This window comes from Vibrio kyushuensis, assembly GCF_050337325.1.
Classification (GTDB): Bacteria; Pseudomonadota; Gammaproteobacteria; order Enterobacterales; family Vibrionaceae; genus Vibrio; species Vibrio kyushuensis.
In genome coordinates, this window is the sequence record NZ_JAKJSV010000002.1 from 1,302,458 (window position 1) to 1,314,477 (window position 12,020).

Here is a 12,020-nt window from a genome sequence, read left to right on the forward strand (position 1 = left end):
GTTTATGCCCTATTTATCTGTCGTTGCGTGAATGGACATACCCGGTTTGAAAAGGTGTTGCTCATTGTTGATTTCGACATCAACAAAATAAGCAAAAGTTGTAGGGTCTAGTTCGACAGCAATACGATTAATTTCTGCGTGATTACGTTGAGCTGGCTGTGCCTCTGACCAAACTTGAATCGGTTGACCCACGGATAGGTCTTGAAGATCAAACTCGCTTGCGAGTAAGCGAACGTTCAGTTGATCAATATTAGTGAGTTTGTACAGCAAGTCTCCTTGATTGACCCAAGCGCCATCATCAACTGAACGCTCTACTACATATCCATCTATCGCCACATCCACCTGAGTATTGGCAAGATCTAACTGCGCTTTTTCCAACTCTATTTGGGCCAATGACAAGTTCGCTTTTGCAGCTGAGAAGTCAGCTTTTGCTATATCAAGCTCGTTCTGTGACAGACTTTTTTTCGAGCGAAGTTCTTGATAGCGAGTGTAAACCGACTGTTTAATATCCAAATCAGCTTTGACTAAAGCAAGGTTGGCTTTTTGCTTGCGCACCTCTAGTTTGAAATCTTGATCTTTAATCGTGGCGAGCTTTTCACCTTGAGTGACCATATCTCCGGTTTGCCAATTAACGTGTTCGATAACGCCACTGACTTCAGATACAACGTTTAAAGGGGCTTTACTGGTTGTTTTACCAATAAGGTCAACGGCATTGCTATAGGGTGCAAATACCATTGCGCTAATCAGATAGGGTAATAATTGTTTGTTCATCATGGCTTTCTCAATATGTAGTTCCCAAAATGTAATAGGGGTACCCTAAAGTCATGAATGTCGAGTTTTTGTGAAAGTGGGTTTTACTTAGCTAGCCAAACGCGCGCAATTTCACATAATTTCGACATAAAATAGATATGATGGTAACCCTATATTTAGACACATAATTTAGTAGCGAGAGAACACGCCATGCTTGAGAACAGTCGAATTCTAGTCGTCGAAGACAATGAAGAGCTACAAGGGATTTTAGCCGACTTCTTAGAAGTAAAAGGCGCAGAGACTGATTTCGCTGACAACGGAGAGCTTGGACTAAAACTGGCCTTAGAAAGTGAATTTGACGCCATCATTCTCGATGTCATGATGCCTAAAAAAGATGGTATGCAGGTTGCGAAGGAACTAAGAGAAAATGGATGTACGACGCCCATCCTTATGCTGACAGCATTAAATGGTCAGGAAGACCTAATTAATGGCTTCGATAATGGTGTCGATGATTTTGTGAGTAAACCTTTCCAATTTCCCGAACTAGAAGTTCGTTTGTCTGCCTTGATTAAACGGTTTCGAGGTCAGGTTGCTCCTGCGACTCTATCGTTTGGTTCATTAGAAATTGATGAGAAAACGAAGATTATTAAACGTGAAGGGCACAATCTGGCGACGACACCTGTTATGTACCAAATACTGGTTGAACTCGTTAAAGCACAAGGTGAGCTTGTAACCCGAGAGGCTCTAATCCATCAACTTTGGGGCGATGATGTTCCAGATAAAGATGTTCTTCGCAGCCATATTTATTTGCTGCGTAACACACTTGATAAGCCGTTTAAAAAAGCGATGCTAAAAACCGTGCCTAAATTTGGCTTTCGTTTGGAGAAGTGATGTTTTTTACAAAGTCGAAAACCGCTGAAAACAATATTGAGAACGTAAAAAAGCGCCTGATCCGTCGGTTTGCAATCATCGCTATTTCAACATCTTTTGTTGTTTTCTTAACTTTTTCATTAAAGCTAGTGAAGGAAGAAGACAACCAAATCGCACGCTATTTAAACTCGTTTCAGGGGTTCGCTCAGCAATATTATCAACGTGCCCCCAACAGTAGTATCGCTGTTAGTCCGAATATTACTGCGTATTACGACTCCGCGTTTTTACCCGACAATATCAAATTAGAAATGCCATACGCTAAGGATGAAGTGACAAGAGTTCGTTCTTACTCTGAGGATGGCTTCATGGTTTACCACTCTACCTTTTTGTCGAATGGGCAGGAGATACCAATGTATCTCACGATAGACACTAGATCGCTCGATTTTGGCGATGATAATTGGGATATATTATTGAGTATATCCACTTTATTGATGCTATTTCTTGTTGGGATATTAAGCGTGTCAACTAAGCGAATGTTTGATGAACTCATGTCACCGGTTGTCGAGTTGAGCCAACAGCTAAAAGACGAGAAGCGATCGAAGTTTACCGTATCGGAAAGTACGATTGATGAAATAAAGCAGCTGACCAATCATCTCAATAGCTATACACAAATGAAAGAAAGAGTGGTGAAACAAGAAATGATGTTCGCAAAATACGCGAGCCATGAATTGAAAACGCCAATAGCGATTATTTCAGGAGCGGCAAACTTACAAGCCATGAAAGAAGAAGACGTAGAATTTCAGGCTAAGCAGCGCCATAGAATTATTGATGCAGTTGATAATATGCAATCGACCGTTGAAATTTTGCTTAATATTGTGAAACAAGAAAATACAGCGACCAGCGATGAAGTATGGGCCGTCAGTGAAAAGGATATTCCTATTTCGGAGCTCAGTAAAAAGGCAAAACTCGGTGTTGAAATCGAGCTAGTTTTTGCACCGGATACAACGCTGAATTTCCCATTGCCTGTACTTAAAATGATTCTGAAAAACATCGTCAACAATTCAATTCGATTTACAGAAAAAGGCTCAATTACCATTCACGTTGCCACTGACCATATTTCCGTTCAAGACACGGGGACAGGGTTGTCCGATAAAAATGAAACCGAGCATGGTTTAGGGCTTCTAATCGTAAGGCGCTTATGTAATGTATATGGGTGGTCCTTCGAGTTGAAAGACAATATAAATACCAACGGGTGCATAGCGAGTTTGATTAAGAAAAACAGATAGCTAAAACCTCATGGTGACAATGCTCAGTCCTGAAATGTTCTAATGCAATTCAGGTCTCGCATACGCAATAAACAAGGCTCGACTACTCTTCTCACAAGAATAATTCACGATCTTATTTTAAATAGACATTTCTTCGACATCGAACCCCGTAAAGTCTGAGTCCTAATTAATCAGAGATGTTTATCATGAATAAAACCATTCTTTCACTTTCTATTCTAACCTGTTTTGTGAGCTATTCTTCAGTTGCTGAGCTAGCGCCAGAAGCCGGATTTGGTGGTGAAATCTCTCTCAATACTGGCTATATGTCTCAATCGTCTAACTTCAATACAGATGTTAAAGATCCAATATCGGACCTCAATTCTGAAGGCGACTCCAATGGGGAAATGCTTGTCGCGCCACTAGGACAAATCAACTATACGTTCGGACAGCAGTTAGACAAACAGGTATACATCGGTACTGCGCGTGAAGATATCGCCGTTGGTGATTTCGCTTTTGAGATTGGCTATAAACAAGAGCTAGAGTCGGGAATGGTGATTGACGCGTCATTTCTTCCAACCGTGGTATCAGGAGAAACATGGAGCGACCCATACGCGACTAACTCCACTAGAGAAGTCACTGACGAAACAGGTAACGCATACCGATTAAAGCTTGAATCTATCGCTGGTAGCGATTTCACACTTGATATGGCTTACGCGAACATCGATGTCAAAGATGAGGCATCAGGCTCCGAATTGAGCTCTACTGAACAAGACACATTACAACGTGATGGCAGTGTTATCTTCGTTAAAGGTGAGTATAAATACATGCTCAATCAAACGTCAGGCTTTATTCCATCTTTAAGCTATAAAGTCCGTTCTGCTGATGGTGAATCGATGGCATACAAAGCCTATGGAACGGACATTACCTACTTCAAAGTTTTAGACCGTCATCAGTTTGCGCTAACGGCTGGCTACGAAACTCGCAGCTACGATGGAACAAACCCTATGTTTAACGAGACTCGCAGCGATAATGAAATGAGCCTGTTCGGAGCATATGAGTATGACCAATTGATGGGCTGGGAAGACGTCTCGTTTATCTCGTTCGCAGGTTACAGTAGCAGTTCATCAAATATTGATTTCTACAATGAGTCAGAATACCTGCTTTCAGCTGGTGTGAATTACAAATTTTAATTTGATCACTTGGCCTGATTTCGTATCAGGCCAAGATCTGCAACAGCCTATTAATAATTTATGTATGATTAAATAGGTTGGACTTTTCAATGTTATTTCTAATGAAGTTCTTCTCACAATCATACTGAGATAGCCTGGGGACCATCCCATTAAAATCAATAAGTTACTCATCACCGCGATAGGTTAGAATGCTCTACGAAGCATAGTTCCTAGATGGGCTGAATTCAGATGAGTTATAGTAGGGAAAAACACCACAAAAAGTCCTCTAGCTTTCCCCTTTTTACCTATTCCCAATCAAGGATAACCTTGCCAGAAAGCCCGCTACGCATAGCGTCGAAGCCAGCTTGGAAGTCATCAACCTTGAAATGGTGTGTAATAATTGGCGTTAGATCTAGGCCAGATCGAATCAAACTTGCCATTGTATTCACCGACCAAAAAATCATCTTACTTTCAAATATTTAAGAAAAACCAATGGCGAAAATGGCGACAAAAAAGGCAACAGTTTTACCTGTTGCCTTCTAATAATCAAAACCGGAAGTAATCTATTCCCAGTCTAGAATTACCTTACCTGACATGCCAGATCGCATCATGTCGAAACCTTTCTGGAAATCGTCCACTTTGTAGTGGTGAGTAATAATCGGTGTAAGGTCCAAACCAGATTGAATCAGTGAAGCCATCTTGTACCACGTTTCGAACATCTCGCGCGCACTCGGTTAAACCCACTTAATATCAATGGGTTATTTACGCAGTCAGTAAACTTGGGGCTATTTTGGGGCTATAAATATCCAGCTTCATTTTTCGCAAAAATGTCTGTCTATTCACCATCACTCAACTTTAAAACTCATAGATTAAATGCGTATATTACATTCATCAGGTACTTGATATTTATTCCACTTCTCTTTGTCATCAACCGAGTAACAAGCTACGAATTAATACATAGCGCATATACTCTTGGCAAAACTTTCAACTTGCTTTTTCTCATACTAACATTTATTTATGTAGAAATTGTTCTATTCAAAACTCCAGCATTATACAATCACATCAAGTGCAATGACATTCATACTATACTTAAAGGAATCACATAAAGTGGTGACCATATGAGTATCATAGATGAGTTAATTTTCATTCTGTACATTGCTTTACTAATAGTTATGTCAGTGAACATAGTTATTTATTTAATTCGACGCTACCGGTGCTATAGGGCAGTAAAATCAACCAAAAAGAGTTTGGCTAAAGATATTTTACCTACCGAAGAAGAAATCGAAGAACTATGGAAATCAAAAAAGTAATACCCGCTAAACAGCCTGCATTAGTTGATGCTTCGGTACACTATTTCGGAACATACGATTCTGGATAATACGCCGAATAGCCAGATTAGCAGCAATTACCTCGGTACAAACCCACTCCAGCAAAATCCGGAAGCGTTGGAGCGCTTGGCTGAACAAGCTAAACATTCTGGTTACGAGCCGAGCTAACTCACTTAATTAGGCACATGAATACTACGGCTTGGATCGTACTCTTCTGGATAATGCGCCATCAAATACGCCCACACTCGCTTATTGTGGGCATCATCCACTAAAAAGCGCGCATCCAATTGATGTGCGCTTTTTAATTGACGGATCAAGCTCTCTTTCACGATCATCATCGGAGGAAGAGGATGCTCTGTTCGAAATAGCTCAAGCAACGCTTGGTGTACTTCGCTTATGGAACCGTAAATATTCTGGTTGATTTTCTTAAAATACCAGTTACTGTGATACCAAAAGACATCACGTGTTTTTACGCCTTTTAGAGCATAACTACGACGCAATGATTGATTTTCAATAAATGGGTGAATCCCACGTACTTTTGCCGCTAAATACACCCCGAGTACATCAGCCATGACCTCACTGTAATGACGCATCAATGTAAATTCTAGTAATTGTTGAATGGATGCGCTCTTTATGGCTTTATGATCGGGAAAACTTGTAGCCAAATCGTTTAGAAGTTGATTTAATTCGTGTTGGTGTTTTTCTGTAAATTCACGCATTAATACGAACAATTCGACTCTGTGGCGTGAAGCGATACAGTGGCCTAATTCATGAGACAGGGTTTTTAAACGACTTGATTGAGGGATCCCTTTATAGAGTTCAACGAAACAGACCTGTGCGAATAATTTACTATCAAATATAGAAGCAGCTGTACTACTAAGAAACTTATATTCAAAATTAAAATTATGTCGATTGTCCTTACGTTCTTTTTGAGTTACAAACAACGTTGGGTACATAACAAATGATTGTTCAGTTTCTTTATACATAAGGTCAATGAGGGATCGTTCGTCATCGCTAATAGCCAAGGTGTTAACACGTGCACGGTCTTTTTCGATGAGCGAGGCGTTTTGAAACTCACGAACTACTTCTGGACGTTTTAGTACTGCATACGTCAGGGTAAAGGTCAAAACGGGCAAGCAGAGCAAAAATGCCGTTGAACTGAATAAGCGTTTGATCATAGTAGGCCTTATTGTCGGATCCGGTATTAACTATAGCAAGGCCATCAATCCGATTTCGGTGCCAACTCTTTAAAGTCAATAAATCTTGAACACTGTCGATGTTTATATGCAACTAGCTGAAATTGCATGTGCCTAAAGATGTTTCACTTATATTGCCGATATAGCGTACTATTTTAGAACGTACTCTTCGGGATAATGCGCCATCAAATACGCCCACACTTGTTTATTGTGGGCGTCATCCACTAAAAATCGTGCATCCAATTGATGTGCGTTTTTTAATTGACGGATCAAGCTTTCTTTCACGATCATCATTGGAGGAAGGGGGTACTCCTTTCGAAACTGTCTTAGTAGCGCCAGGTGTACCTCCTTTATTGAGGAGAAAGTCTGCTGACTGATTTTCTGAAAATACCAGTTACTGTGATACCAAAACCCATCACGCTCCTTTCCACCTTTTAGTGCATAATTGCGGCGTACGAACTGATTTTGTAGAGACGGGTGAATACGTTGCACTTTGGCTGCCAAATAGACCCCAAGTACGTCTGCTAAGACTTCTTCGTAATGGCGCATCATGGTGTCTTTGATGATTTGATCGGTATTTAAGTTCTGGACGAAATCATTATTTAGAAAGGCATTTTTTAAGCTAGTTGTAAACTCTTCTATTTCGGTTGAATATTGATCATCAAATTCACGGATGAGAGCGTAAATAGTTACGTTTTGTCGAGAGGCAACACAGTGGCCTAATTCATGAGCCAAAGATTTTAATCGATTTTCATAAGGCATGCCTGAATACAACTCAATGAAACAAATTTGGGAAAACAATTTATTATAAGACTTAGCTGAGGCAACTGAAGAGTGATCTTCAAAGGGCACATTGAGTGTTCTGTGGTTTGTTATGCGATCTTTTCGCGTAACAAATAGCGTAGGGTAAATGACAAACGCTTGATCTGTTTCTTGATACACAAGATCAATCAACGCACGCTCTTGCTCAGTATAGGCCAGAGCGTCTAAACGCGCACGGTCTTTTTCGATGAGCGAGGCGTTTTGAAGCTCACGAACTGCGTCTGGCCTTTTTAGGTACCCATAAGTGAGGGTAAAGGTCAGCACGGGCAAGCAGAGTAAAAATGCCGTTGAACTGAATAAGCGTTTGATCATAGTAGGCCTTATTGTCGGATCCGGTATTAACTATAGCAAGGCCATCAATCCGATTTCGGTGCCAACTCTATAAAGTCAATAAACCTTGAACACTGTCGATGTTTATATGAACACAGTGCAATAACCATCATCGATATGGATACTATATAAATAGCGTTCTCAATTTTTTCACTTAACAATGCTAGCCTTTCATTATTGTCGCCAATATGAAATTAGTTGCTATTATTGGTTTATATTCACTGATTTCTGGCCGCGTATTAATGAATCAATCAAGAACCTGGATGAAAATACTTCTTTGCATCGATATTGCGTATTTGATTGCTGAGCTAGGCTTTAATGCCGCTTTGTTAAATGTAACAGGCTACCTTGTTACGACGGATTCTGCGTTGGACTCTATTGAAACCACCGGTCGAACACTCAGCGGGATCGGGCTCGGTTTATTGATTGTCAATTTTCTCGCTCTCAAACAACGCTCTATTTCGGCGCGCTTGCTGATCATGTTTTCCATCACCAGTGTCACGGTTCCATTTATGTTTTGGGCACAATCCACCCTTATTGATAATGTTATTATTGCCAACGCCTCCGATGAACAACGTGCTAAAGCCACCAAGTCGGTCTTCTTTCAAGAACTCTTAGCGGTGGCCGAATTGGCCGATGAAGGTCGGTTCCCATACAGCACCGCCAACCCCGATAGTCCCATGTCACTCACTTTTGTGTCAGCGTTTCCTATTTTATTTAAAGATACGCCTCAATTTGAGTCTATCCTCACCAATGAGTTGGATTACTTAGTTTCCACCTGGGCCGACGGTCAGGCGAAACTCCAAGGACGTAATGCACATCAACGTTACCTTGAATTGTATGACGACATGATGACCGGGTTTAACGAAACCAATCAAGCAGTGAAGGCGTTCAATAAAAAAACCACTGACCATGCCAATACAGCGCAACGTGAGGTGGATTCGCATTGGAGTCAAATCATCACCAACGCGAGATCGCTCCAAACGGCGTCCTTGGACCGTGCGATGACGAAAATGGATCAATACATACGCAAGGAAATTTATCCTGGTAGACAGCTGTATTCGTGGCTTCACCATTATTTCAATGAGTGCAAGGCAGATTGGTGCTTCAAGCATTACCATGACTATGTGACCAGCCACCTTATTGAGACGTTTGAGCCCATCGGCCTGGTTGATGCGCCGATCAAGCATTGGTGCCGCAAAGGCAATTGTCCTGTTGATCGCGAGACAATTAAAGGCATGATACGAGACTACGTCATCAACAATGGCAGTTTTTATAAAAAAGCTGGGTTTGGTCCGCTTGGTAAGACGCCTGATGATCAATTTATCGTCTCGGTCGCTAAAAAGGCGGTCTATGATAAAAAACGCATCTACATCGATGAGTTCGATGGAACACGTTCTGGACTGAAAAAGGCCGTGTATGATGCGGTATTTGAGCAAGCGGATCAGTATCGACCACATCAGTTACCAGAGCAACCGTTAAGTTTAAAAGCCTTTATCAACCGCCATGATGAGTTGTCGAAAAAACCGTACCTTTGGCTTAAGAAGCACTCCATCATCGAATTGGCTAAAATCGAATCTGGCTATAATGCTGGGCCCATCATGGCAAAACGAAAACGCATTCTATCCACCATGCCTGCCTCTATGGGCCCAAACGAAGAAGGCTACGAACTCGGCAATGATTCACTGAAGCGGTTGATTGTTCCACCCGTGGCTTTATTTTTGAGCCTCGCGTTTGGCTGTCTTGCTCTTATTCGTATTCCAATGAAGTTTATGGAATTACGACGAGCTACAGATAAGCCACGCCATTACTGGCACACGGCCATGCAGCGCTCCATTATCGCGGTCGCGCTGGTGTCTCCATTTTGGCTGATGCCGAACATAATGACGGCGGAAAAATCGGTTGCTTATTTTGCTACTTTAAATGCCAAACCCAGCCCATTAATGGTTTGGTACCTCAACACGCAACCCATTATTTATCCGGTGGGGCAATTCATCCTAGATATCTCAAATTATGACAACCGAGACCCGTATTGGGCTAAATAGTTCAAACGATAGTCTCACTCTTACGAAATGAAAACTAAGAGTGAATATGTTCAGCACATGACACTTTTGGCATACATGATCCAAACTTTAAACTGTAAGTATTTCCCACATAATGATTAGTTCAAATACTATGTCTATGCCAATTTGATATATATAAACAAGATTCAGATATCAAGTTACTATTTCTCTGCAAGCTTATTTTTGTACGATAAATAATTAGCTTCAACTACCAATTCATCGGCAAACTCACTACCTAATGTAATCGCATACTTACTACCATTGTAAAAAATATAATCAGGATGCAGCTTACCGTTACCATACACGCTCATTGGATCGTTATAATAGATTGAACTTAAGTCGCGCCCTATATGGGTAAAGCCCATATGCTTTACTTTACCGAAAACCTTTTCTCCGTCTTCACTCACACCTAGAATTGGCTCTCCTAATTCATCAAAATTCGCAGGCTCATAAAAATTAGCGAAGCTCGAATTATAGCCATTAGTTTGCCAATCAATTTGTTCACCCATAATCGAGTGTAGTGCCGACTCAGAATCCACTCTAACGGTTTCCTGAATCAACACATAAAGGTATAACTCCTTTGGGGTATACAAATAGCTATGTGATATACCATCCCAATTAATGTTCTTGAAGCGGATAAGCATTTTATTGGGCTTACAAGGCTCTAAACACTCATAGTCAACATTTAAAAGGTCAGCGATAGCTTCCACGCGTGATAAATGAAATTGATGAACATAATTATTGGCAGCTTCTTGAGTATCAATATTTGCTGAGGTTGGAATAAATGTTCGGGAAATGTAATCCGCCCGATCTTGGGTAAAAGCATCGATTAGAATAGTGCCAACCAAAACCGACGCGCCAACACTCTGCCCTAACGAAGATCCTACCTGTCCCACCGCAATATCTGTTGCGACCATGCTTGTACCCGTAAGATTTGCACTTGTCCATTGTGCATACTCTTCACTACTGGCTACCGCTGTTGCAATGGTATTTCGTTTTTTATTGCCAAATAGGTTTATCCCTAAATAGGATACCTTCCGGACCTCCCAGGATGTTTCATCTAAGGGTTTGAGTTCAGGTGTTCGTAGCCGCTCTTTTTGAATTGGGTCATTTGAAACCAAAGCACAGGCTGTTACCTGAAAGATATAAAAAATAATGGCTGCCAACTTCCAATAAGTTCTCATGTTAATTCCTTTTTTTATCCATTTATTTTTTATTGACGGCCCTAGAGCACCATAAGAGCCTTCATTCATATCAGTGTAGTAATCGTTAATGAGAATTACATTATAAAATCATAGAAATCCAAATTTACCCTCTATTTTATATTGAGGTACTACCTTAAGCCTACTGACAGTCAATCAATTTTCTTACCTTAGTGCCGTTCGACAATTGCGCCTCTCTATAAAGCTAAGACATTTATTAGGGCCTAATTTCCACTGTCTCATTGGGATCTTCCCCTAATTCACTGATAATACTAATCATGACAAAAAATTTTCAGCAAATGCCCAGATAAGCGGACAGAAATCGCGCCCTTAGTTTCTCTGCGGTCCACAGGCAGTGGCGCTCGCCATCGGCAATCATGGGTTCAAATTGTGTTTCAAGCCCGTCCACAGGCACGCAGAGGCACAAAAAGCGGGCTATTAGCGAGTGCTAGCAGGAGAATAAATAGAAACCATTGTGACCATGATTCGCCCACTTCATCACCGGCCACCGAACAGTGGCGTGCGCCTTGCCGCAAACTCTGCGACTGACGCTCGATTCCATTTCTTGTCGATTTAAGTTCACTTCGTCTCGGCTCAAGCTCGCCCTGACCAAGTGTGACGCCTCGATCTCGTTGCTGGTGATTTTATCTTTCCATTGGCGTAACCCGTCACAGGCTCAAGGACCGCAAGGCCAGGCACACTCTCTTTCGGTGATTGTTTCAGATTGGTGGTTTTATGCACTTTGCTCTCAAGGCCGAGAGACCATGGGAAATGTTGCTTTCGTTGGTGGGTACTATAGCTAATCCGTACCCATCTCAGTCGTAGGTGGATTCCACTTGTAGATTTTTTCGGTTTTTTTGGGGTATTTTCGTTGCCCAATACCTATAACATCTCATTCATGCTTCTCAACATCATACACAAATGCATATAACGTATTGTTTTATCAGAACATGACTTTTTACATATATTTTTAGAGCTTCTAGATTGTATTGGCGGATCCCTATAACAACCTATTCATGCTCTTC

At 41.2% G+C, this 12,020-nt stretch carries 8 protein-coding genes and 2 pseudogenes; 4 read left to right on the forward strand and 6 right to left on the reverse strand.

The genetic code is table 11. The features are described 5' to 3' along the window. Positions 1 to 9 precede the first annotated feature (9 nt). Positions 10 to 774 carry an efflux RND transporter periplasmic adaptor subunit gene (locus L4D20_RS05740; RefSeq protein WP_428800580.1) on the reverse strand — a complete coding sequence of 255 codons (765 nt, stop codon included), beginning with the start codon at positions 772 to 774 and terminating at the stop codon, positions 10 to 12. 186 nt (positions 775 to 960) lie between these two features. Here L4D20_RS05740 and L4D20_RS05745 point away from each other — a divergent pair, with 186 nt between their 5' ends. The 3 genes from L4D20_RS05745 (at position 961) to L4D20_RS05755 (ending at position 4,075) form a co-directional block, all read left to right on the forward strand. Beyond that, positions 961 to 1,641, forward strand: a complete 681-nt coding sequence (locus tag L4D20_RS05745; RefSeq protein ID WP_428800581.1) for a response regulator transcription factor — start codon at positions 961 to 963, stop codon at positions 1,639 to 1,641. Continuing rightward, positions 1,641 to 2,906 carry a histidine kinase dimerization/phospho-acceptor domain-containing protein gene (locus L4D20_RS05750; protein ID WP_428800582.1) on the forward strand — a complete coding sequence of 422 codons (1,266 nt, stop codon included), beginning with the start codon at positions 1,641 to 1,643 and terminating at the stop codon, positions 2,904 to 2,906. Before L4D20_RS05745 ends, L4D20_RS05750 begins: the two co-directional genes overlap by 1 nt. 185 nt (positions 2,907 to 3,091) lie before the next feature. Then, positions 3,092 to 4,075 carry a DUF2860 domain-containing protein gene (locus L4D20_RS05755; protein ID WP_428800583.1) on the forward strand — a complete coding sequence of 328 codons (984 nt, stop codon included), beginning with the start codon at positions 3,092 to 3,094 and terminating at the stop codon, positions 4,073 to 4,075. Positions 4,076 to 4,359: 284 nt separating this feature from the next. On the opposite strand, the pseudogene L4D20_RS05760 reads toward L4D20_RS05755, so the two are convergent. The 4 genes and pseudogenes from L4D20_RS05760 to L4D20_RS05775 all read right to left on the reverse strand — a co-directional run. Next, positions 4,360 to 4,494: pseudogene (locus tag L4D20_RS05760) on the reverse strand (L-threonine 3-dehydrogenase); the annotation flags it as partial. 123 nt (positions 4,495 to 4,617) lie between these two features. Next, a pseudogene (gene tdh, locus L4D20_RS05765) lies at positions 4,618 to 4,779 on the reverse strand (L-threonine 3-dehydrogenase); the annotation flags it as partial. Between the two features lie 776 nt (positions 4,780 to 5,555). Next, positions 5,556 to 6,560 carry a hypothetical protein gene (locus tag L4D20_RS05770; RefSeq protein ID WP_428800584.1) on the reverse strand — a complete coding sequence of 335 codons (1,005 nt, stop codon included), beginning with the start codon at positions 6,558 to 6,560 and terminating at the stop codon, positions 5,556 to 5,558. 168 nt (positions 6,561 to 6,728) lie between these two features. After that, entirely contained in the window at positions 6,729 to 7,712 is a 984-nt protein-coding gene (locus L4D20_RS05775; RefSeq protein WP_428800585.1) for a hypothetical protein, read from the reverse strand. A gap of 206 nt (positions 7,713 to 7,918) precedes the next feature. Between L4D20_RS05775 and L4D20_RS05780 the strand changes: the two genes are divergently transcribed. Further along, the gene (locus tag L4D20_RS05780; RefSeq protein WP_428800586.1) at positions 7,919 to 9,775 is read left to right on the forward strand and encodes a hypothetical protein; all 1,857 of its coding nucleotides are present in this window, start codon (positions 7,919 to 7,921) and stop codon (positions 9,773 to 9,775) included. Between the two features lie 179 nt (positions 9,776 to 9,954). Here the strand turns inward: L4D20_RS05780 and L4D20_RS05785 are convergent, their stop codons facing one another. Beyond that, a complete protein-coding gene (locus L4D20_RS05785) occupies positions 9,955 to 11,046 on the reverse strand; it encodes a hypothetical protein (RefSeq protein ID WP_428800587.1) in 1,092 nt (363 codons plus the stop codon). Positions 11,047 to 12,020 lie beyond the last annotated feature (974 nt).

Bases quoted from the DNA above. Each gene is read 5' to 3' on its own strand.
- L4D20_RS05775 (WP_428800585.1), bottom strand. From the start codon at position 7,712: ATGATCAAACGCTTATTCAGTTCAACGGCATTTTTACTCTGCTTGCCC.
- L4D20_RS05740 (WP_428800580.1), bottom strand. From the start codon at position 774: ATGATGAACAAACAATTATTACCCTATCTGATTAGCGCAATGGTATTT.
- L4D20_RS05745 (WP_428800581.1), top strand. From the start codon at position 961: ATGCTTGAGAACAGTCGAATTCTAGTCGTCGAAGACAATGAAGAGCTA.
- L4D20_RS05770 (WP_428800584.1), bottom strand. From the start codon at position 6,560: ATGATCAAACGCTTATTCAGTTCAACGGCATTTTTGCTCTGCTTGCCC.
- L4D20_RS05785 (WP_428800587.1), bottom strand. From the start codon at position 11,046: ATGAATGAAGGCTCTTATGGTGCTCTAGGGCCGTCAATAAAAAATAAA.
- L4D20_RS05755 (WP_428800583.1), top strand. From the start codon at position 3,092: ATGAATAAAACCATTCTTTCACTTTCTATTCTAACCTGTTTTGTGAGC.
- L4D20_RS05780 (WP_428800586.1), top strand. From the start codon at position 7,919: ATGAAATTAGTTGCTATTATTGGTTTATATTCACTGATTTCTGGCCGC.
- L4D20_RS05750 (WP_428800582.1), top strand. From the start codon at position 1,641: ATGTTTTTTACAAAGTCGAAAACCGCTGAAAACAATATTGAGAACGTA.